This window comes from Haloferax sp. Atlit-109R (assembly GCF_003665865.1).
GTDB classification, from domain to species: domain Archaea; phylum Halobacteriota; class Halobacteria; order Halobacteriales; family Haloferacaceae; genus Haloferax; species Haloferax volcanii.
On record NZ_QPLO01000003.1, the window covers coordinates 39459 to 60962 of the forward strand.

Below are 21504 nucleotides of genomic sequence, written 5' to 3' on the forward strand. Positions count from 1 at the left end.
CGATTCGGGGTCAGCGTTTCGACGGCCGGGAGCGAGTTCCACTCGCGGCGACGCAAACAGGACGAACGATGCGTTTTTGATGCTATACGCGGTGTATTCGAGCGAAAAGTCGGTTGTCGTCGTGACGAGTGATTCGGTGGGGGCGGCCCGTTTTCGGTTCGAGTGTCGAGCGCTTCGAGTCGGTCCGGGAGTATATATCGACTCGAAGTACGTGGCAGTTTTCAAAAATGAACGTGGGAACAGCGGTTAATCTGACAATCGGACGAGCGCGGCGCGACCGACGTGTCGAGGCGAGCGCCGTCGCTCTGCGAGGGCGCGGTCGCCGGCGTGGCGGTTTCACCCTCGCTCTATCGCGTCGTATCGCGTCGCGGGTCGGCCGCGACGACGCCGGAGTCAGTCGGCCATCGGGGCCTGCAACTCGCGTTCGGCCTCCTCGTCGACCTCGACGGGACCCTCGGCGAAGACGACGCCGTGTGCGCCCTCGCGCTCCTTCGCGCTCGCCGCGACGCGGACGAAGGAGGCCTTCTCGCGAGCGTCCGCGAGCGTGTGACCGCCGCAGTAGCTCACGCCGGAGCGAATCCCGCCGAGGAACTCCTCGACGAGCGGTTCGACCGGTCCCTTGTAGGGCGTGAGCGCCTCGACGCCCTCGCCGGCGTCCACGTCGCTCTGTTTGTCCTCGCGGTCGTCGGCGGCCTCCGTGGAGGCCATCCCGCGGGAGCGCTTGTACGTCTCGCCGTCGACCTCGACGACCCGGCCCGGTGCCTCGTCGGTCCCGGCGAAGAAACTGCCCATCATGACGGTGTCCGCGCCGGCCATGAGCGCCTTCGCGGCGTCGCCGGAGGTCCGAATCCCCCCGTCTGCCATGACGTGGATACCGAGGTCGTGCGCCCGCTCGGCGCACTCCGAGACGGCCGTGAGCTGCGGGTAGCCCGCGCCCGCGACCTCGCGGGTCGTGCAGTGCGACCCCGGTCCGACCCCGACTTTCACGCAGCCCGCGCCGGCCTCCCAGAGGTCCTCGACCGCCGCCGGCGTGACGACGTTGCCCGCGACGATTTCGGGGTCGAACTCGTCGCGAATCCGTTCGACGGCGTCGAGACACCGCTCCATGTGGCCGTGGGCGATATCCATCACAATCGCGTCCGCGCCGGCGTCGAGGAGCGCCTCGGTCCGGTCGAGGTAGTCCTCGTTGATGCCGACCGCGCCCGCGACGGTCCCGCCCGCCTCGGCGACGCGGCGGACCTGTTCGGCCTGCTCGTCCACGTCGAGGAAGCGGTGGACGACGCCGAGGCCGCCGAGGCCCGAGAGCGTCCCCGCGAGTTCAGCTTCGGTGACGGTGTCCATGGCCGCGCTAACGAGCGGCGTGTCGAGGCGCAAGTCGGGCGTCACGTTGGTCGAGAGGTCCACGTCGCTCCGGCTGTCGACCGGGGAGCGCTGCGGAACCAGCAATACGTCTCCGTAAGAGAGTCCTGTGCGAATCTCCATCGTAACCCTCCACAGCCGAAGGGTGCGAGGGTCATAACGCCGACGAACGCGGTTCGCGTCGCCGCGGAACGAAACTATTACACGCTGGCGTTCGTCCGTTCACTAACACACGGCGCCGCGCTCGTGCGAATCTCCGACCCATCGTAACCCCAACACAGTCGCCGTTCGCGGGCCGTGTGGTTCGAACCGTCCGCGAGCGACCGCACCGCGCGAGAGCGAGCTACCGGACTCGAATCCGGCGCGGAGTTCGCAAGCGTTTTGGTAGGCTGATATTGACGGATAGTTGCCGTACCGGCCGTGCCACCTCGAGTCGGTATCGGTAGGTGGATCAGAGGCAACCCACAACGTCGCGATTGGTCCCCGCCTCAGTACATCTCCGACCGAAGACATTTCTTCCGCGCAGTCCCTTAGGAGGGTATGCAGACAGTCATTCTCGCCGCCGGCCGCGGCACTCGGATGCGTCCGCTCACGGACCGCCGACCCAAGCCCATGCTCCCCGTGGCCGACCGGCCGCTGGTCGCGCACACCGCCGACGCCGCCGTCGCGGCCGGCGCGACGGACATCACGCTCGTCGTCGGCTACGAGGCCGCTGACGTGCGCGACTACTTCGGTGACGAGCGCGGGGGCGTCCCCGTCGAGTTCGCCGTCCAGTCGGAACAGCGCGGGACGGCCGACGCGGTCCGCGCCGCGGCCCCCCATCTCGACCCCGACGAGCCGTTCGTCGTGCTCAACGGCGACGCGCTGTACGACGTGCCGTCGCTGTCGACGCTGTACGAGGGGACGCCCGCGGTCGGGTCGTTCCGCGTCGACGACCCGAGTTCCTACGGCGTCCTCGACACCGACGACGAGGGCTTCGTCACCGGCGTCGTCGAGAAGCCCGCCGACCCGCCGTCGGACCTCGTCAACGCCGGCGCGTACGTCTTCCCCGCCGAGGCCCACGACTGGCTCGACGTGGCCGAGAGCGACCGGGGCGAACTCGAACTGACCGACGTGCTCGCGGCGACCTGCGAGGCCTACGACGTGCGCGGCGTCGCCTTCGACCGCTGGCTCGACGTGGGGCGGCCGTGGGAACTCCTCGAAGCCAACGAGTGGAAACTCGACGAACTCGACCCGCGAATCGACGGCGACGTGTCCGAGCGCGCCGAACTCGACGGGCCGGTCGTCGTCGAGGCAGGCGCGACGGTCCGCTCGGGCGTGGTCATCGAGGGACCCGTCCTCGTCCGCAGCGGGGCCACGGTCGGGCCGAACGCCTACGTCCGCGGGCGCACGCTCGTCGGCGAGCGCGCCAAGGTCGGCCACGCGGTCGAGGTGAAAAACAGCGTTCTGATGGAGGGTGCGACGGTCGGCCACCTCTCATACGTCGGTGACAGCCTCCTCGGCCGCGACGTGAACTTCGGCGCGGGGACGAAGGTGGCGAACCTCCGCCACGACGGCGAAGCCGTCCGGCAGATGCTCAAGGGCGAACTCGTCTCCTCGGGTCGCCGGAAGTACGGCGTCGTCCTCGGCGACGAGGTGAAAACCGGCATCAACGCCTCGCTGAACGCGGGCGTCAGAATCCCGACCGGCGGCACGGTCAAACCCGGCGAGTCCGTCCTCTACGACCGCATCGACGAGCGAGAGGCTGCGGACGAGACGGACGGAAGAGACGAGTGAGCGAGGCGTGAACGAACACGCGTCGGATACGTCTTGACAATCGTATAACAGTTAATCTGCCAAACAGTTATCAGACAGACCGTCGAACAACAGCCACAGCGCATGGACGTAATCGAGGGGGAGTCGTCGGCGATACGCGTGCTCTACGTCGATGACGACGAGGGGCTGTTGGCGCTGACGAAGCGGTTTCTCGAATCGTCGGACGACGGTATCGAGGTCGAGACGACCGACTCGCCGCGGCGGGCGCTGCGACTCCTCGAATCGGAATCGTTCGACGCGGTCGTCTCCGACTATCAGATGCCCGAGATGTCTGGGCTCGAACTGCTGTCGGAGCTCCGCGACGGGCGCGACTCCGGCATTCCCTTCGTCATCTTCACCGGACGGAGCCGCGAGGAGGTCGCCATCGAGGCGCTGAACCTCGGGGCGGACAGCTACCTCCAGAAGGGCGGCGACCCGACGGCGCAGTACGGCGTCCTCCGGCAGACGCTCGTCCGCATCACGGAACACCGGCGCGCGGAACGGCGACTCCGCGAGCGCGAGGCGTATCTCCGCGTCACCCTCGACTCCATCGCCGAGGGCGTCGTCGCCACCGACGCCGACGGGACGGTCGTCCAACTGAACCGGACCGCCGAGGAGATAACCGGCTACGACGCCGAGGCCGCCGTCGGCGAGCAGCTTTCGGACGTGCTCCACCTCGTCGACGGCGCGACCGGCGAGCGCATCGACCCGGTGCGACGCGTCGCCGACGCGGACGGGGCGGTCGAACTCGCCGCGGGGACGAAACTCGTGACGAGCGACGGCGACGAGCGCTACATCGAAGACAGCATGTCGCCCATCAGGACCGACGACGGGTCGGTCGAGGGCGTCGTCGCCGTGTTCCGCGACGTGACCGAGGCCTACCGCGAGCGGGAGCGACGGGAGCGCCAACAGCGGGCGCTCATCGACCTCGCGACCGACGAGACGGTCATCGCGGGCTCGTTCGAGGACGCGCTGCCGCGAATCACCGAGACGATGGCGACGGTGTTGGACGTCGAGCGCGCGAGCGTCTGGCTGTTCGACGACGCCGAGACGCTCCGCTGTGTCGACCAGTACGACCGGTCGTCGGGCGAGCACAACGCCGGGACGACGCTGACAGCCTCGAACTACCCGTCGTACTTCGCGGCGCTGGAGACGAATCGGTCGCTCGGCGTCGACGACGTTCGGACCGACCCCGCGACCGCAGAGCTTCGGGGCGGCTACCTCGAACAGAAGGGCATCGCGTCGCTGCTCGACGCGACGGTCAGGTCGGGCGGCGAAGTCGTCGGCGTCGTCTGTCACGAACACGTCGGCGAGCCGCGACGGTGGCGGAGCGACGAGCGGCGGTTCGCCGCTGAGGTCGCTGACAACGTGGTCATCGCGCTCATGCGAGCGACCGACGTCGACGCGCTCCCGACGAGCGCCGACGAGGACGGCACAGACGAGACGCGACCGGGACGAGACGAGGGCTGAATCGGCCGTCGCGCCGAGCGACCGGCCGACGGCACCACCACGAGTCTCCGCTTCGACGATTCGAAGCCTCCATTCGGTCAGTTCTCGTCGTCGAAGTCGAATATCGGGTCCCCGAGTCGAGATGAGGGTTGAAAAACGTCGATTCCGCGACGAATCCGGCGAAATCGGCGCAGCACCGTGAAATCTAAAATGCCCGTAGCTCCAAAGAACGTGTATGTCGAACAGCAGCCGATTCGTCGTCGCGACGCACGTGCTGACTAACTTGGCGGTGCGGAGCGACGAGCGGCTGTCTTCCGACCGTCTCGCGTGGAGCGTCAACACGAATCCGGTGGTCATCCGGCAGCTCCTGTGTTCGCTTCGGGAGGCGGACCTCGTCGATTCCAAGCGCGGCCCGACCGGCGGCTTCACGCTGGCCCACGAGCCGGACGCCATCACGCTTCGCGACATCTACGAGGCGGTGGAGGACGCCGAGCCGTTCTGTTTCCACACGAACGAACCGAACGACGAGTGCACCGTCGGCGAACACATCCAGCCGGTGCTCGGGGAACTGCTCGAACCGGCGATTCAGGCGATGCTCGACGAACTCGACTCGGTCACCGTCGCGGACGTCCACGCGGAAATCGTCGAGACGGCGGACGGCGACCCGCTCGAAGCGTAGCGCGGCGTGGAGCGCGGTTCAGGCCGTCGACTGCACCGTCTCACCCTCGGCCGACTCCTCGCGCTCGGCGTCGAGCCACTCGGTGGCCCACTCCTGTATCTCGTCGAACACCGGGCACAGCGAGACGCCCTTGTCGGTCAGCGAGTAGTACGTCGCCACCGGCGCGTCCTCTTCCATCCGGCGGTCGACGAAGCCGTGTTCCTGCAAGTCGTCGAGGACGCGAGAGAGCGTCCGCGAGCTCGCGCCGGTCGAACGCTTCAGCTCGTTGAACCGCTTTTCACCGTCTTGGAGGTCGTGGAGGACGATGAGACGCCACTGCGACCCGATTTGTTTCAGCGAGTCGATGATGGGGCAGGGGGCGTCGTCGAGGGTCATATCCGTGGCCATATCCCCACATCGACTTCGACCCTCTTTAGCAGTTCGGTTAGTACACCTGCTTTCGAAACGTTACCTGATTCGGCTCCGGACCGACAGACCGGCCGGCTGGCTTCCGACTGACCCATCACCGACCGACGACCGGCTGGCTGCCGACCAGCCGACCGGGTCGCTCAGGCGAGCAGCCGCGAGAGGAGGAGAAACACGCGCTTGAGGTTCTTCGAGAGGCTCGATTGATTCTCCGAGTAGAGCGTCACGCCGTCGTCCGGCCCGTGAATCTGTACGCAGCGGCCCCGGTCCGACAGGTCCTTCAACTCGATTCCCCGGACCGAATCGAGCGGGATGACGAGGTAGCGGTACTCCTCGTCTTGGATGTCGGCGTTACAGTGGTCGCCGTAGACGTGGATGCTCCGCTCCGTGACCGCGAGTTCGTAGCCGACGTAGCTCATCCCGGCGATTTCGGCCCCGGCGCGACCGCCCTTGACTTTGCCTTTCAGGTGCGAGGCGTCGAGGAGAATTCCGTCAACCATACGCCCGATTCCGAGCGGGCGCTCCTAAGTATTCGCGTCCAGTTCTCCGAATTGATTTTCGAGGTTCCGTGGAGCACTCGGCTACCGACGGGAGCTCAGTCAAGCAGTCAGCTGGCAGCCGTCGTCCGCGTCGTCGCCAGAGCCATCGGATTCGATAATCGAGTACGACGAGACGAGGTGGTTGACGATGTAGTCGACCGTCGAGGGGTCGTACGTCCAGAAGCCGGTGAAGCTGAACCCCGGTTCGGTCTCCTCGGCGACGAGCGCGCATTTGTAGTCACCGACGCCGTTGCCGTCGTAGGCGACGAACCAGGAGCGCCGAATTTCGTCGGAGCGCGCGAGATGGAGTTGGAACTGGTCGGCCTGCGGGACCTCGCCGTTCGGGTAGATGTACGCGTGGACCGAGAGGTCGTCGCGGCCGCCGAGGCGGCGGTAGGTTTCGAGTTGCGGGCGGAGGTTCCCGCCCGACTGGAAGCCCGAGTGGAGTTCGCCCGCGCCGACGCGCCACGCGCGGTCCTCGATTTCGCGGGTGGCGTTGAGCATCTGCTGCCGGTCGTAGGAGGTAAACAGCGTCTCGTCGAGGTGGTCGAGAATCGGCGCGTACGAGTCGCGTTCGAACCCCGGTTCGACGTCCTCGGGGTGCGCGAGGAGGTCGTCGACCGAGACGGCCGTGTGGAACTCGTCGCCGGTACCCAGCACCGCGTAGTTCGACGGACCCTCGTCGGAACTCGCAGACACCACCGAGACGTTTCGATCCGCGAAATGCTCGGCGAGTCGCCCGACGACGCCTGGCGTCGGATTGAACACCGTCAGCGTTCGTTCCGAGGCGGCGACGCCGGAGATGAGTTCGCTGAGAGACATTACCGGGAGAACGCTACAACGGGTTATCATTCTTTGCAATAATATGGTATGCGAGACCGGCGAGTCGGGACGCGAAACCGGTCGACTCGCCCGGAAGGAAGTCGTTACCGGGAGAGAACAGCGTCCTAACTATGCCCCACAAGCGTGTACGTTCAGTATGATTTCCGACGCGCCCCGTTCTCGGACCCCCGCGGAAGTCGACGACGAACGCGGGACGGGCGACGGCCCGTGGTTCGCCGCCGAGGTCCCCGACATCGTCGCCGGACTCGAAGCCTCGCAGTCCATCGGTCCGGTCACCGCGGCGGCCGCCCGCCAACTCATCGCGGTCGGCCGCGCGAGGGACGCGCTCGCGCTCGTCCTCGGCGAGGTCGACGGGTCGTGGCGGCGATAGGTCGCTCGTCGCGGCGAGCGACGCGGACTCGGCGGCCGGCGGACTACTTCTCGCGCGAATTCGTGTCTCTGACGTACAGTTCGACCAGCGAGTCGAGCAGGGTCGGAGCCAGTCGAAACCGAACGTCAACGCTGTTTTGCTCGCGGTCGTACGCGAGCTGCTGGACGTCGATGGCGGCCAGAAGCGTGCGCATCGCGTCGACGACGTAGTTGCTCGACCCCGCCTCGACGCGGAGACCGTCGCCGAGGTGAATCGAGAGGCCGTCGACGGCCGTCTCGTAACACGTCTTGCTCGGCGCGTCGACTCGCTGAGTCCGTTCGACCAAGCCGAGGCTCGAAAGCGTCTCCAGCCGGCGGTAGATTGTCGATTCGGAGACCTCGCAGCTCTCGGCCAGCTCCTCGGCGGTCATCGGCGCGCGGTTGCACGCCAACAGCACGCTCCGGGAAACGTCGTCTCCGAGCGCGTCGAGGAGGTCGTCGTCGGACGACTCCGGAGTGATATCGGTCTCGTCGGCCGCCGCCGCGGCGTCGCTCTCGTCAGTCAGTGGGCCGGGAGGCTCGTCAGAAGCCGACAGAACGTCGTCGACGAGGTCGCGTCGGGTCATCGCATGTTACCTGACGCGGGCGGGTAATATGTAATCGGTGCCTACAATCGAGATAAGCTTCGCTTATCCACGAACAGTCTCGAATCTCTGAAAACAGCGGTCGGGGACCGAAACCGAACGACTGCGGCGAATTAATGGGTGCGAAACGTCGGAACGCGGCGGTGAGACCCGCCACGACCGCACCACCTGCTCACCGCTCGCTCACGGCTCACTCGACGGTGACGCACTTGGCGAGGTTGCGCGGCTTGTCGATGGGTCGTTCGAGCAGGTCAGCGGCGTGGTACGCGACGAGCTGGAGCTGGACGTTGGCGAGGACGCCGGCGATGTCGGGATGCGTGTCCGGGATTCTGAGTACGTGGTCCGCGAACTCGGTCACTTCGCCCGAGCGGTCGCTCGTGATGGCGATGACGGGCGCGCCGCGAGCTTGGACCTCCTTGACGTTGCTCAGCGTCGCCTCGTCCTCGTGGCCCGTGAAGATAGCGAACACCGGCGACAGCGGCGTGACGAGCGCCAGCGGGCCGTGTTTGAGTTCGGAGGCGGCGAACCCCTCGGCGTGCTCGTAGGATATCTCCTTGAACTTCAGCGCGCCTTCGAGGGCGACGGGGTGGGCGACCCCGCGGCCGATGAAGAAGTACGCGTCGCTGCCCTCGTACTCGATGGCGATTTCGCGGGCCATCGAGGTGTCGAGCACCTCCTGTACGTCGCCCGGGAGCCGCGACAGCGCCTCCATCAGGTCGCGCGCTTCGGGCGACTTCGCGCCGGTCACGTCTTCGACGATGCGCTCGGTGAGGAGCGTCAGCGCCGTCACCTGCGACGAGAACGTCTTGGTGGCCGCGACGCCGATTTCCGGGCCGGCGCGGATGAGCAGTTCGTCGTCGCACTCGCGGGTTATCGACGAGCCGACGACGTTCGTGACCGCGAGGGTCCGCGCGCCGGCCGCGCGGGCGCGGCGCACGGCGTCGAGGGTGTCTGCGGTCTCCCCCGACTGGCTGACCGCGACGACGAGCGTGTCTGTCGTCACCGGCGGCTTGATGACCGAGTACTCGCCGGCCATGAACGCGTAGGCGGGGATGCCCCGGGAGTTGAGCAGCGACGCCGCGTACATTCCGGCGTGGTGCGAGGTCCCCATCGCGAGGAGGTGGACCTGCGACACGTCGGCGAACGACTCCGGCGGGAACTCCTCTAGTTCGACGCCGCCGGCGTGGGTGTTCAGCCGGCTCTGGGTGGTCCGCCGGAGCGCGCCGGGTTGTTCGTGAATCTCCTTGTACATGTAGTGCTCGTAGCCGCCCTTCGTCGCCGTCTCGGGGTCCCACTCGACGTGTTCGACGGGGCGGTCGACCGCCCGGCCGGCCGAGTCCGTGATTTCGTAGCCGCCCGAGCGAGTGACGACGAAGTCGCCGTCGTGGAGGTAGATGACGCGCGCCGTGTGCTGGATGAACGCGGGCACGTCGCTGGCGAGGTAGTACTCGCCGTCGCCGACGCCGAGGACGAGCGGCGACCCCGAGCGAGTGGCGAAGATGGCCTCCTCGTCGCCGATGATGGCCGCGAGGGCGTAGCTTCCCGAGAGGCTGCCGACCGCGGCGCGGAAGGCCTCCTCGGGAGTCGCGCCGTCGCGGAGGTTCTCCTCGATGAGGTGCGGGACGACCTCGGTGTCGGTCTCGCTGCTGAAGACGTGGCCGCGGGCTTCGAGGTCGCTCCGGAGCGATTGGAAGTTCGAGATGATGCCGTTGTGGACGACGGCGATGCGGCCCGACTCGTCGGTGTGCGGGTGGGCGTTGCCGTCGGTGACGCCGCCGTGGGTCGCCCAGCGGGTGTGACCGATGCCGTAGTCGCCGGCGATGGGGTTCTGCTCGACGGCCGCGACGAGTTCGGAGACCTCGCCGACGCGCTTCGTCAGCGAGATGCCCGAGCCGTTTTTGACGGCGATACCGGCCGAGTCGTAGCCGCGGTACTCCAGTCGCTGGAGGCCGTCGACGAGCGAGTCCACGGAGTCGTCCGCGCCGATGCAGGCGGTGATGCCGCACATCAGTGGGTCACCTCCACGCGCTCGCGAACGTCGCCGTGTAAGACCGTGCCGGGGCCGACGACGGCCTCAGCACCGACGCGACTCCCGGGCGTGAGCGTCACGTTCGCGCCGACCTCGGCGCGGTCACCGATGATACTCCCGAGGCGGCGGTCGGTGTAGAGCCGGCCTTCGAGGATGACATCGGCGCGGCCGCCGGGCGAGACGACGCCGTCGCCGACGGTCGCGCCGGGGCCGACGACGGAGTCGCGGAGGACGACGCCCGCGCCGACCCGCGCGTCGGTCGAGAGAATGGAGCGCTCGATGACGCTGTTCGCGCCGACGGAGACGTTGTTCTGGAGGCACGAGCCACCGCTGACGACCGCGCCCGGCCCCACGTCGCAGTCGTCGCCGACGACGACGTGGTCGCCGAGGAGCGCGCGCTCGTGGACCCGCGCCGACGCGGCGACCGCGTCGTCGTGTCTGCGCGCGAGGAGCGTCTCGGTCACGGAGAGGAGCCCCCACGGGTGGGAGGGGTCGAGCCAGCCGCCGTTGACGAGGACGGACGTGACGTGCCCGTCGAGGTAGTGAATCACGTCGGGAAGCCGCGTCTCGCCGTCGTGCGGCGGGGTGCGCCGGAGCGCCTCGAAGACGGCGTCGTCGAAGACGTAGACGCCCGCGTTGACGAGATAGCCCTCGCTGTCGACGGCGTGTTCGTCGATGTCGGCGATGCGACCGTTGTCCTCGACGACGACGCCGTACTCCTCGGGCGTGTCGGACTCGGCGACCGCGATGGTCGCCACCGAGTCGGTCGTCGAGAAGCGTTCGAGCGCCTTCAAGACGATGTCGGCGTCGACGACGTTGTCGCCGTTGCAGACGACGAACGGGCCGGTGACGAGCTCCTCGGTGAGGAGGAGCGCATGCCCGCTTCCGAGCCGGGTGTCCTGGTGGACGAACTCGATGTCCGCGTCGGGGTACGTCGCAGAGAGGTGCGACTGGATGCGGTCGGCGCGGTGGCCGACGACGACGACGACGCGCTCGATGCCCGACTCGAACAGCGCGTCGAGGACGTACTCGACGACCGGCCGGTTTGCGACCGGGAGCATCGGCTTCGGCTGGAAGGTGGTGAGCGGACGGAGCCGCCGCCCCTCGCCGGCCGCGAGGACGACCGCCTCGGTGAGACGGCCGTTCATGCGTGACCTCCCGCGAGCGACGGGCGTTCAGAACGTGACCGTGACGGTGTGCGAGTCATGAAAGCAACAGGGACCGCGACGGGGATTGTTATACAGCGAGTTCCCCGAACCGGTCTCGCGTTAGGGTCGCGTGTGAGACTGTTGCAAGCGGAGGCCACAGTCCGAAATCGGCAGGGCGGACGGTTCGGACGCGCCTAATCGGATGGTGTCCCACCGACAGTGTCGCGGCGCGACGAAGCCGCCGCGTCGGTGGTATGGACTGCGAATCACACCCGCGGGGTGAGAGCTGACAGCGGTGGGGGAGCCGGGGAGAGCTGATTCGGCGGGAGGAGGAAAAAGGAGAGCAGACAGCGGGGAGGGAAACGGAAAGAGGCGGGCCGAGCGCCGCGGCTGTTCGAAAGCGGAGCGAAGTAAAATCCGGGTGCAGTCGTTCGAAATCGGTATCGTCGCGGACGCGATGAGGACTGACCCACTCAGAGGTCGAGGCGGTCCTTGTACGACTCCATCGCGGTGACGGCCATGAGCGTCGCGGTGCTCAACACGGCCCAGCCGGCGGCCGGGACCTGTTCGAGTCCGGGGACGCCGAGCAGTCCGCCGGAGACGGTCGCGGCCACGCCGGCGGCGATAACGAGGTTCCGCTTGGGCGACGCGGCGAGCGACGCCGACTGCTCGTCGTCGGCGTCGGTGCTGACGATGTCGCCGTCGAGATACTGGTCGAGCTGTTTCGCGGTGTCGAGAAGCGTGATGTCACCGCGGTTCTTCTCGAAGTCGACGATGCCCGCCGAGTCCATCTTCGGCAGGTGGCACTGGTACAGACCGATGTACACGCGCTTGCGTTGGCTCGACGACAGCGCCTTTATCTCGATGCCGTTTTCCTTCGCGGCGATGAACTCGGCCATGTCGCCGAGCTTCGCTTCGCCGTCGTTCTCCTTGAGGAACCGGAGCGCGTCGCGCCGGCGCTGGTTCTTCAGAATCTCGAAGACGATGTCCTTCGAGAGCGCTTCGATTTCGGGTTGTTGCTGCTGTGCTGCGGCCGCGTGAGACCCACCAGTCGTCTCCGCGAGTCGTTCGTTCGCCGTCTGGTCAACAACGTCGGTGTCGGCTTGCAGTGAATCGGTAACCATTGTTCCTTCCTCCCCCACTGTGTAGTCGGGTGCTACCGTGTGTCGTGGTCGGTCGAGAGGGGTGACCACGAGACGTTAGCACAGACCACAACCTTTGGATGCGCCCCACCAAGCGCGCCCCAGATACAGAGGGTCAGTGAACTAATAGGTTAAACGAGGATATATACTTGTCTGACAATCCCACACTCTGATTTCTCCGACTGTTAGGGTCTCAAAATCTGCAAGTAAAGTGGTTGTAACAATCTATACCAACTCAGACTTTCAATACATCCAACAGTAATAGAATCCGACCAGAAGACGACCGCGTATCCCGTTTTTGGCTGGCGAGCGTCGTTTCTAGATGAGGAAATAAATTCGTACTGTCAGTTAGTCACACGAGCACGACGGTTCGGCAGTAGCATCGACTGAGAATACGTGTGCGGTTGGCGACGGCCCTCTCGGGAGCCGCGACAAGACAGGTTTATTCGGCGGTTATTCCACGAGCGCCTCGAAGGCGTCGGCCGAAGTTCCCCCGTTCCGTTCCGAGAGATACTGCGCGAGCACCAACACGAGGAGCGCCGCGGAGACGAACACCGCGACGGCGCTCCACGAGACGAGCGCGAATCCGGGGAGCCCCGCCCACAGACCGAGAATGAGCGCCCAGCTGAGCGCGCCGAGCAGCGCGTAGTACCGACTCCACGACTCGCTCGCGCCGGGCTGCATCCAGAAGAACCCCCGCTTGGCGACGTTCGGAACGAGTTCGACAGAGCGCTCCTCCTCGTCGTAATCGACCAGACCGGCGCTCTCGAGTTTCGGGAGATGCGTCTGGTACAGCGAGATATACACGCGCTGTCGCTCTTCGTCGGTCACGTCTTCGACCGCCGTTCCGTTCTCTCGAGCAGCGACCATCGCTGCGAGTTCCTTCAGCGAAATCGCCTCGCCCCCCCGATGGAGGAAGTAGAGAATCTGCCTCCGCCGGGAGTTGCTGAGGATGCGGAATAGCTCGTCTTTTGATAGTGTTGTCATCGTCGTGTGCGGGGGTGGTCCCGCACGCGGTGCGAAAGGGGGACCCGACCCGGTTGGGTCGTACTACACCACACCCAACCTTTGTTATCGTGACGTTTCCGGGAGGCACCGAGTCGGTCCCTCCCGCGTATTAAGCTCATCTTCACGCGATTGTTATCGGGGCGCAGACCGTCAGCGAGAGGGAGTAATTGCGGTCTCAGAGACGAGTACACACCTCGCGGATTCAGAGAAAAAACCTCGCGCCGAAACGGGAGCAAACTCGCGACAACGGCGGTAAGGAACCCAATTGTCCAGTATAGAGGTGGCTAACAATACCCGATGGCGGCGATACTTAGATTCGAGACTACATGTTCGAACTGACTGGCTTCCAGCGCGACCTGCTGTACGTGATCGCCGGCGCAGAGCGCCCGTCCGGGCAGGAGATTAAAGAGATGATCAGCAAGGACGTCGGGGAGGTGAATCACGGTCGGCTCTACCCGAACCTCGACGCCCTCGTCGAACAGGGGTACGTCAACAAGGGACAACACGACCGTCGGACGAACTTCTACGAGATGTCCGAGAAAGGACGCGAGTCCATCGTCCAACGCCGAGACTGGGAAAACCGACGCGTCGGGTTCCTCGGATAGCGCACGCTCGTAGACAGAAGAACCGTCCGTTCGAACGCCCGCGGGCGCGAGTGGGACGCTCGCCCCGGAAGAAACCGAAGACGAGAACGACTCGTCGCTGGTGGCCGCACCGGTCCCCGAGGTCTCGTTTGGCCCCCTCCTCCTTTCGCCGCCGGTTCGACCCGAGCGACCGCACCGAGCGCTGACTCCGTCCGACCGCACCGAACCCACACCGAGCGCGACCGCATCCGACGACGCTCGACGCCGAACCGCCCCGGCCGACCCGGCCGGAGTCTGAGCGGAGAACGAGGCGTGGCGCGGCGTGATATCCGCGGGCAGCGGACTGCGGCGCACCGCGCCGAGTGTTCGTATCAGAAGTTAGTACACTCAGGGAGCGCCAAAAATATCAGAACTCGGATAGTCGAATCGGCGTCCCGAATCCGGGATTAATGCAGCCATAAGAAACGGATTAATTCGAGAATAAAAGAGCGCAGTCAAGCGTTTTCGTCCCTCGAACGAATCGACAGGACTTGTCGTCAAATCGAACAGTAACACCGCCAATAATATCATCGATAGACATTCATGTATTCCTACTAATGTAATTATCGCAACATTTATGGGTGTAATCCGCAACCCCTGAGACATGGTAAGAAAACGGTCCACCGGGCAGGACCCAGAGACGACGACTGACGACGACGTCGGTAGACGCAAATACCTCGCGCTGTGCGGGTCGGTATCGGCCGCCGGCGCGCTCGCGGGCTTCTCTGGGCTCGGCTCGGCGACGGAACAGACAGGCGAGTCCGCCGACGGCGACGGGCACACGCTCGTCGTCGCCGGCACCGGCTCCGTCTCGTCGTTCGAAGTGACGGTCAGCGGGTCCATCTCACCGCTCCAGTCGAACGGCGCGCTCAGCACGACCGGAACGGTCGGGCCCGCCGCCGAGGGGACCGTCAGCGACGACTCGCGGCGCTACCAGTTCGCGGGCGACATCACCGACTTCCGGTCGACCGACGCGGTGTCGGTCTACGTCGACGGCGTCCGCGTCCCCGACAACTCCTTCTGAGCGCCGCCGAGCTTGCTCGTTGTTTTCACCCGACGACAGCGGCGGCGCGAGGCGCTACGACCGCATGTAGCCGCGGAGCCACTCGGGCGTCACGTCGTCGAACACCACGGTCTTCCCGCCGTGTTCGGCGACGAACCCGTCGGCGTCGGACTCCGACGAAAAGGGAATCAGGTCTTTACCCATTCCTCCGAGCACCTCGCTTTCGACGGCGTAGGTCATCTCGGTGGCGTCACCGAACGTATCCGCGCCGGTGGGCGTCGAGATGAACGTGTCGCCGCCCTCGGTCGAGAGTTCGTAGTCGACCGTCGAGTAGTCCGTGACGTACACCGCCGTCGCCTCCCAACCCCGCTCCCGGTGTTCGAAGTAGTACGGGAACAGCCCCATGCTGAGGGTGTGGAACCACGCCGGGTCGTCGTGGCCCTCGGGCGCATTGTCGCGGTAGAAAATCTGTCCGTTCGGGCCGGCGTGGAGGCCGATGACCATCCCGCCTTGGTCGTCTTCCTTCCCGCCCGAGAGGTCGACCGGTTCGGGCGTCGGCCCCGCGTTCGAACCGCCGCCGAGACAGCCCGCGAGGGCCGCGAGCGCGCCGAGAGAGACGGCTTTCGTCGCGGCGCGGCGCGTGAGCGAACCCGTCGAACCGTCGCGCGGCGGAGAGTCGTGATGCATCGTCGCTTGCGCGGAGGTCGGGCGTCACGGTACATAAACCGTGAGAACGGTCGCTCGCGTGCGCGAACTGAACTACCCTCGGGCGAGGAGGCGGACGGGTCACAAAATCGAGGGCTTCAGGCGACGATGCGCGCGCCCTCGACGAGCGAGCGAACGTCCTCGAACAGGCGGTCGGCGTCGTCCTCGTCGCGGGCCTCCGCCGTGATGCGGACCAGCGGTTCGGTCCCGCTGGCGCGGACGAGGAACCAGCCGTCGTCGGTGTCGACGCGGATGCCGTCGATGGTGTCGACCTCGTCGTAGGTCGCGTGGATGTCGCGAGCGATACGGTCCATCGCCTGGTGTTTGTCGTCGAACGAGAGGCTCGCGCGACGGGTGGCGTACCCCGCGCCGCCGAGGTCGGCGACCTGTTCGGACAGCGGCGCGCCCCGGGCCACGAGGTCAGCGAGTGTGAGCGCCGCGTAGTGGCCGTCGGGGGCGAGCGTCTCGTCGGGCCAAATCCACGCGCCGGAGGGCTCGCCGCCGAAGACGTAGCCGGGTTCGGCGACCGCCTCGGCGACGTGGACGTCACCGACCGGGGTGTAGGTGACGCGCCCGCCGGCGGCCTCGACCACGTCCTGCACGAGGAGGCTCGTATCGACGGGGACGGCGACGGCGTCGCCCGGGGAAACGGCGTCGCGCGCGAACAGCGCGAGCAACGCGTCGCCGGGGACGTACGCGCCGGTCTCGTCGACCGCGACGAGTCGGTCGGCGTCGCCGTCGTGAGCGAGGCCAACATCCGCGCCGAGCGCGGGGACGGTTCGGCGGAGCGCCGTGAGCGTCTCGGCGTTCGGCTCGCTCTTTCGGGCGGGGAACCGACCGTCCTGCTGAGCGTCGATGGTGTTGACCGTCGCGCCGAGTTCGTAGAGCGCGTCGACCGAGACGCGGCCCGTGCCGTTGCCGAGGTCGAACGCGACGGACACGTCGTCGAGGTCGTCGAACGACGAGACGAGGTGGCTCACGTGGCGGGTCGCGGCGTCGGGCCACGCGCGCTCTTCGCCGTGTTCGTCCCACGCGGCGAGCGACACCTCGTCGCGGTTGAGTCGATGGACGATATCGCGCGTCTGGGCCTTGTCGAAGGCGCGGCCGCTGGGCGTCCAGAGCTTCAGGCCGTTGTCGGCGGCGGGGTTGTGGGACGCGGTGATTCCGATGCCGGCGTCCGCGCCGGCCCAGCCGACCGCGCGGGCGACCGTCGGAGTCGAGGCGACGCCGAGTCGGACCACGTTCGCGCCGCACTCGCGGACCCCGGCGCTCACGGCGTCAGCGAGGACATCGCCGCTGAGCCGAGCGTCCTGGCCGACGACGACGGTGCAGGCGTCGCAGCCGACCGCGCGGCCGATTCGAAGGGCGAGTTCGGCGGTCACGGTTCGGCCAACCGGACCTCTGATTCCACTCGTTCCGAACATACCGTGGGAGACGGTGACAGGACGTTTTGGTATGTTTCGCCTACTGTCACGACCGGTCGGTCAGGCGGCACCTACCGCGAACGCGGACGAGTCGCGGGGTCGGCGCACCGAATCGGGGCCGCGTCGCCACTCGTCGGGGCGAGTGAGCGGTGAGTGGTCGGCGGTTAGGCGGCGAGTCGCCTCACTGGAGGGGCTGGGAGTCGCCGATGGGGACCACTTCGATAGAACCGAGCGCGTCGAGCGTCACGCGGTAGCCCGCGTAAGAAAACGAGAGAATCGCGTCTTCGGAACAGCCGAACACCGTTTCGAGGGCGTCGGGGTCGATAGTCTGTGCGAGCGGCGGAAGCTGCGTGGGGCGGACGCCCTCGATTGCCGCAATACTCAATACAACGTTCGTGCTGAGGAGTTCGGAAGAATCGCGGTCGACCCGGTATGAGCCGGTCGACTCGTCGTACGTCACGCGCGAGTCCTTCCAGTCGTTCGTCTGTGCCATCATGGGTGCCTTAACAGGCGTCTGTGTGCGACGGTGACCCTTAAATCCATGCTATTTGTGAACAGTTGTAATTCGTGACTGTCACGGAATCGAACGGATACAGGAGTGGTACTCGACGCGGGGAATCTGGTGCCGAACATACACAATCAAAAACCATGATAGTTTTGCGGTGACGACGGTCAGCCCTGTCGGGCACGAAGGGTTCGGACGGTGTCTTGCGCCTCTTCGACCGTGATTTCGCGCTTGTAGAGCGCCGAGCCGGGCTCCAGCAGTTCGCCGCCGGAGACGAGACCGCCGACGTCGACGGGGCCGAATCCGATGTCACGGATGAGGCCGGCGACGCGCGCTTTGGCGTCCGAGTCGTCACCGGCGAGGAAGACCGCGAGGCGCTCGGATTCGGGGAGGTCCGGGTGGCCGAGGTCTCGGAGCGTCTCCCAGTGGATGGTGTTGAACGACTTGACCAGCCTCGCGTCCGGGAGTTGAGACGCGACGAGCTCCGAGGAGGTGTCGTCGCCGAGGTCGATGACGTGGAAGTTCTCCGTGTAGGGGTTCATCGCGTCGACCACGATTTTCTCCGCGAACCGGGCCGCGTCGGGCAGCGAGTCGCGCTCGCGGAACGGAATCGCGAGAAAGACCACGTCACCGAACCGAACGGCTTGCTTCGGTTCCACCGGGCGCAGTTGCGGGCCGAGCGTCTCCGAGAGGTCTTCGAGCGACTCGACTCCGCTGTCGTTGGCTATCGCCACCTCGTGGTTCGACTCCACCAAAAGCTGGGCCAACGTCCCACCGAGTCGACCAGCACCGAGGATTCCTATATCCATGAACAAAGATGTATGTTAACGAAGTTCAATCTTTGTGTGGTCGGGGGCGGAGCGACCGGTCACCAGCCGAGCTGGTTATACTGCCGTTAAAATGCCGTATCGGCGGCTCAGACCGTCTCTATCGCGGGGCGCTCCCGGTGGCTGAGCGTCAGGCCCCGCCGGCGTACGCCGCGAACTCCTTGCCGCGGAGGGCGAAGTAGACCACGCCGACCGCGCCGACGAGCGACGCGACCGAGAACGCGAGGGTCGGGTCGCGCGCGTAGAGCCAGCCGCCGAGCGCCGCGCTCGGGATGACGATGGTGTTCCGCACGAGGTAGTACGCGCCCGTCACCCGCCCGCCGGCGTTTCGCTCCGCCGGGCCGACGATGAGCGCCTTGTGCGCGGGGAGGCCGGCGAACCGGAGCCCGGAGAACGCAAAGAGGGCGACGACGACCCACTGGTCCGCCGGCGCGAAGATGAGGAGGACCGGGAACATCGCGTACACCGAAAATCCGAGGGCGACGACCGGCTTGAGCCCGGTCCGCTCGGCGAGCTTCGAGACGGGGAGCTTCGTCAGGAGCGCGACCACCATCTCCACGCCGAGGAGGACGCCGAAGAAGGCGTCCGGGCGGAGCGAGACGCCGAAGCCGGTGAAGCCGACTTCGAGGAACTCCGTGACGACGATGACGAAGAAGACGTACACCATCCCGTTGGCGAACCGGATGAGCGTGTCCGCGACGAGGAGCGGCCGGAGCGTCTCGGGGAGCGACCGGAGGTCGTCGCGGAGCTGTGCGAGCCCCTCGAACGACCTGCCCAGCGAGTCCTCGCCCGCGTCGTAGAGGAGGTGCTGGGCGACGGTGGCGACGATGCCGAACGCCGCGGCGACGATGAGAACGTACCGAAAACCCTCGACGAACGTCGCCGTCGCCGCCAGCAGCGAGGCCGCGATGAGCGGCCCGAGGAGGAAGCCGATGCGGCGGAAAATCTCGGTGCTGGCGAACCCCATCGCCAGCCGCTCCGGCGGGACGCTCTGTTTGACGATGGCGAACGTCGCGCCGAGGCCGAACGACTTCCACGCCTGCGTGAGAAACAGGCCGACGAAAATCCAGAGCCACGGTTCGAGCGAGACGCCCGCGAGCGTCACCTCGGGGACCTGCGGGGCGACGAACCAGAAGAGAAAGCCGGCCGACGAGAGTGTGCCGAACAGCGTGAGCGAGAGGCGAGACCCGAGTCGGTCGGAGAGCGCGCCCCCCGGATACGGGTACAGCGCCCCGATGAGGTTGCCGACGCTCCCGTAGAGACCGACGACGGTCGCGCCGGCTCCGAGCACTCGGAGGTACTCGGGGACGTACCGCCCGGTCATCTGAAACGAGAGACTGAACGCGAACATCGCCACCGAGAGGACGAGCACGTCGCGTTCGAGCCCGATGAACTGCCGAAAGGAATCGAAGCTATCGACGGCGGCGTCCCGACGCGTATTCATCGTCCGAGTGGTTCGCGGGAGCGTTCAAGAAAGTACGGTGCGGTCGCTCAGTCGTCGCCCGGCGGGTCGACCCAGACGACGAGGCCGTCGTCGGTCCTGACGACGCCGCGGGTGAGTTCGTCACCGAACGGCGCGTCGTCGACGGCCTCGGGGTCGATTTCCGTCACGCGGTCGACCTCGTCGACCAGCCAGCCGAAGGCGGTCGCGTCCTCGTCGGCGGCGTCGAAGACGACGACGCGGGAGGCGTCGGGGTTCGAACCCACGCCGAGGAGCGAGGCCGTATCGACGAGCATCGTCGTCGCGCCCCGGTAGTCCATCGCGCCGACGACGTGCGGCGGCGAGTCCGGCAGCGAGCGCGCCGATGTGCGGTCGATGATTTCAGTGACGGCGTCGAGGACGACGCAGTACCGTTCTTCACCGAGTTCGAATTCGAGGACCTGCGTCGGCTCCGCGAGCGCGCCGTCGGGCGCGTCGGTGAGCGACATCTACGCACCCCGGGCGAAGCGCCCGTCGTCGGCCGCGTCGAGTTCGTCTTCGAGGTCGTCCACCTCGTCGTCGATGTGGTCGACGAGGAGCGCGACCTCCGAGATGTTCGCCGTCTGCTCTTCTGTGGCCGCGGCGACCTGGTCGATTTCGTTGGCGACCTCCTCCGCGCCCCGGGCGGTCTCGTCGACGAGGCTCGCCACCTCCTCGGTGCTCGCGGCCTGCTGGTCGGTCGCGCGGGCGACCTCCTCCGCGCCGGCGGCCGCCTCGCCGACCGCGGCGTCGATGTTCCGGAGCGCGGAGACGGCCGCGTCGACCTCAGAGATGCCGTCGTTGACTTCCTCGTTGGCCTCTTCGATGTTGTCGACGGTCGTCTCGGTCGTCTCTTGGATGTCACCGACGACCGCCTCGATTTCGGAGACGCTGTCGCGGGACTGCTCGGCGAGGCTCTTGACCTCGTCGGCGACGACGGCGAAGCCGGCTCCCGCCTCGCCGGCGCGAGCGGCCTCGATGGAGGCGTTGAGCGCGAGCAGGTTCGTCTGGTCGGCGATGTCGTTGATGACTTCCACGACGTTGTCTATCTGGTCGACTTTCGCGCGGAGGGCGGTGATTTCGTCGTACACGTCGGTGGTCACGTCGTCGACGGTCTCCATCGCGTCCGCGGCGTTGTCGGCGGAACTTCGGCCCTCGGCGGCGAGGTCGCGCGCCTGGTCGCTCATCGCCTTCGTCTGGTCGGCGCTGGAGGCGATTTGCTCGACGCTGGCGCTCAGGTTCGACACCTCGCCGGCGACCTCCTGCATGTTGGTCGACTGGTCGCCCGCGAGGTCGCTTATCTCCTGTGCGCTGACGGCCACGCTCTCGGAGGCGCGGGAGAGTTCGGCGACGGCCGTGCCGATTTCGTCGGTCGCGTCGTCAACGTCGTCCACGTCGTCGAGGACCTCGTCTGTCGCCGCGCCGGCGGCACCGGGGCCGGAATACGCGTCGTGCTGTCGGGAGGCGGGCCCGTCTCCGGCGGCCGGTTCCCGGTCGTTTCGCTCGAGTTCCATACGAACGAGTGTGAGAGTAAAGTGATAAGTATTCGCGAGCAGTATCAAACGAGATAA

The 21504-nt window shown here is 66.6% G+C and carries 22 protein-coding genes; 6 read left to right on the forward strand and 16 right to left on the reverse strand.

Translation table 11 applies throughout. The features are described from left to right. Window positions 1-393: 393 nt before the first annotated feature. Window positions 394-1482, reverse strand: coding sequence for a guanosine monophosphate reductase (locus DVK03_RS16490; protein ID WP_115803786.1), 1089 nt, complete (start codon window positions 1480-1482; stop codon window positions 394-396). Between the two features lie 417 nt (window positions 1483-1899). Between DVK03_RS16490 and glmU the strand changes: the two genes are divergently transcribed. From glmU to DVK03_RS16505, 3 genes are all read left to right on the forward strand, one after another. Further along, window positions 1900-3135, forward strand: coding sequence for a bifunctional sugar-1-phosphate nucleotidylyltransferase/acetyltransferase (gene glmU, locus DVK03_RS16495; RefSeq protein WP_115803787.1), 1236 nt, complete (start codon window positions 1900-1902; stop codon window positions 3133-3135). A 102-nt stretch (window positions 3136-3237) separates the two neighbouring features. Then, window positions 3238-4623 (forward strand): response regulator, encoded by a 1386-nt coding sequence (locus DVK03_RS16500; protein WP_115803788.1) that lies wholly within the window; start codon window positions 3238-3240, stop codon window positions 4621-4623. 214 nt (window positions 4624-4837) lie between these two features. Next, window positions 4838-5281 carry an Rrf2 family transcriptional regulator gene (locus DVK03_RS16505; RefSeq protein WP_004040945.1) on the forward strand — a complete coding sequence of 148 codons (444 nt, stop codon included), beginning with the start codon at window positions 4838-4840 and terminating at the stop codon, window positions 5279-5281. Between the two features lie 18 nt (window positions 5282-5299). On the opposite strand, the gene DVK03_RS16510 is transcribed toward DVK03_RS16505, so the two are convergent. The 3 genes from DVK03_RS16510 to DVK03_RS16520 form a co-directional block, all read right to left on the reverse strand. Then, entirely contained in the window at window positions 5300-5668 is a 369-nt protein-coding gene (locus DVK03_RS16510) for a helix-turn-helix domain-containing protein (RefSeq protein ID WP_004040946.1), read from the reverse strand. 161 nt (window positions 5669-5829) lie between these two features. Next, window positions 5830-6186, reverse strand: a complete 357-nt coding sequence (locus tag DVK03_RS16515) for a hypothetical protein (protein ID WP_004040947.1) — start codon at window positions 6184-6186, stop codon at window positions 5830-5832. A gap of 99 nt (window positions 6187-6285) precedes the next feature. Next, entirely contained in the window at window positions 6286-7047 is a 762-nt protein-coding gene (locus tag DVK03_RS16520) for a DICT sensory domain-containing protein (protein WP_115803789.1), read from the reverse strand. A 157-nt stretch (window positions 7048-7204) separates the two neighbouring features. On the opposite strand from DVK03_RS16520, the gene DVK03_RS16525 reads away from it, so the two are divergent. Next, on the forward strand, window positions 7205-7438 hold the full coding sequence (locus tag DVK03_RS16525; protein ID WP_004040949.1) for a hypothetical protein: 234 nt from the start codon (window positions 7205-7207) through the stop codon (window positions 7436-7438). A 43-nt stretch (window positions 7439-7481) separates the two neighbouring features. Here DVK03_RS16525 and DVK03_RS16530 read toward each other — a convergent pair whose 3' ends face one another. From DVK03_RS16530 to DVK03_RS16550, 5 genes are all read right to left on the reverse strand, one after another. Beyond that, on the reverse strand, window positions 7482-8042 hold the full coding sequence (locus DVK03_RS16530; RefSeq protein WP_004064794.1) for a helix-turn-helix domain-containing protein: 561 nt from the start codon (window positions 8040-8042) through the stop codon (window positions 7482-7484). Window positions 8043-8250: 208 nt separating this feature from the next. After that, window positions 8251-10068 carry a glutamine--fructose-6-phosphate transaminase (isomerizing) gene (gene glmS / locus DVK03_RS16535; protein ID WP_115803790.1) on the reverse strand — a complete coding sequence of 606 codons (1818 nt, stop codon included), beginning with the start codon at window positions 10066-10068 and terminating at the stop codon, window positions 8251-8253. Then, on the reverse strand, window positions 10068-11237 hold the full coding sequence (locus DVK03_RS16540) for a sugar phosphate nucleotidyltransferase (RefSeq protein ID WP_115803791.1): 1170 nt from the start codon (window positions 11235-11237) through the stop codon (window positions 10068-10070). The genes glmS and DVK03_RS16540 overlap by 1 nt, the downstream gene beginning before the upstream one ends. 473 nt (window positions 11238-11710) lie before the next feature. After that, window positions 11711-12361, reverse strand: a complete 651-nt coding sequence (locus tag DVK03_RS16545; RefSeq protein ID WP_115803792.1) for a hypothetical protein — start codon at window positions 12359-12361, stop codon at window positions 11711-11713. Between the two features lie 471 nt (window positions 12362-12832). Next, window positions 12833-13366 (reverse strand): hypothetical protein, encoded by a 534-nt coding sequence (locus tag DVK03_RS16550; RefSeq protein ID WP_049896204.1) that lies wholly within the window; start codon window positions 13364-13366, stop codon window positions 12833-12835. A gap of 347 nt (window positions 13367-13713) precedes the next feature. Between DVK03_RS16550 and DVK03_RS16555 the strand changes: the two genes are divergently transcribed. Both DVK03_RS16555 and DVK03_RS16565 read left to right on the forward strand, forming a co-directional pair. Further along, the gene (locus DVK03_RS16555; protein WP_004040955.1) at window positions 13714-13992 is read left to right on the forward strand and encodes a PadR family transcriptional regulator; all 279 of its coding nucleotides are present in this window, start codon (window positions 13714-13716) and stop codon (window positions 13990-13992) included. Between the two features lie 622 nt (window positions 13993-14614). Beyond that, the gene (locus DVK03_RS16565; RefSeq protein WP_115803794.1) at window positions 14615-15034 is read left to right on the forward strand and encodes a hypothetical protein; all 420 of its coding nucleotides are present in this window, start codon (window positions 14615-14617) and stop codon (window positions 15032-15034) included. A gap of 54 nt (window positions 15035-15088) precedes the next feature. Here DVK03_RS16565 and DVK03_RS16570 read toward each other — a convergent pair whose 3' ends face one another. From DVK03_RS16570 to DVK03_RS16605, 7 genes are all read right to left on the reverse strand, one after another. Next, complete coding sequence (locus tag DVK03_RS16570; protein ID WP_004064784.1) at window positions 15089-15700, reverse strand: nitrous oxide reductase accessory protein NosL; 612 nt, start codon at window positions 15698-15700, stop codon at window positions 15089-15091. Window positions 15701-15816: 116 nt separating this feature from the next. Then, the gene (glmM, locus tag DVK03_RS16575; protein WP_049922091.1) at window positions 15817-17142 is read right to left on the reverse strand and encodes a phosphoglucosamine mutase; all 1326 of its coding nucleotides are present in this window, start codon (window positions 17140-17142) and stop codon (window positions 15817-15819) included. Between the two features lie 181 nt (window positions 17143-17323). Beyond that, on the reverse strand, window positions 17324-17638 hold the full coding sequence (locus DVK03_RS16580) for a HalOD1 output domain-containing protein (protein ID WP_008610372.1): 315 nt from the start codon (window positions 17636-17638) through the stop codon (window positions 17324-17326). Window positions 17639-17814: 176 nt separating this feature from the next. Next, window positions 17815-18456, reverse strand: a complete 642-nt coding sequence (locus DVK03_RS16585) for an NADPH-dependent F420 reductase (RefSeq protein WP_049896207.1) — start codon at window positions 18454-18456, stop codon at window positions 17815-17817. A 148-nt stretch (window positions 18457-18604) separates the two neighbouring features. Then, window positions 18605-19918, reverse strand: coding sequence for an MFS transporter (locus DVK03_RS16590; protein WP_115803795.1), 1314 nt, complete (start codon window positions 19916-19918; stop codon window positions 18605-18607). A gap of 47 nt (window positions 19919-19965) precedes the next feature. Then, window positions 19966-20403, reverse strand: coding sequence for a chemotaxis protein CheW (locus tag DVK03_RS16600; RefSeq protein WP_115803796.1), 438 nt, complete (start codon window positions 20401-20403; stop codon window positions 19966-19968). Next, window positions 20404-21447, reverse strand: a complete 1044-nt coding sequence (locus tag DVK03_RS16605) for a methyl-accepting chemotaxis protein (RefSeq protein WP_004064774.1) — start codon at window positions 21445-21447, stop codon at window positions 20404-20406. Between the last annotated feature and the right edge of the window lie 57 nt (window positions 21448-21504).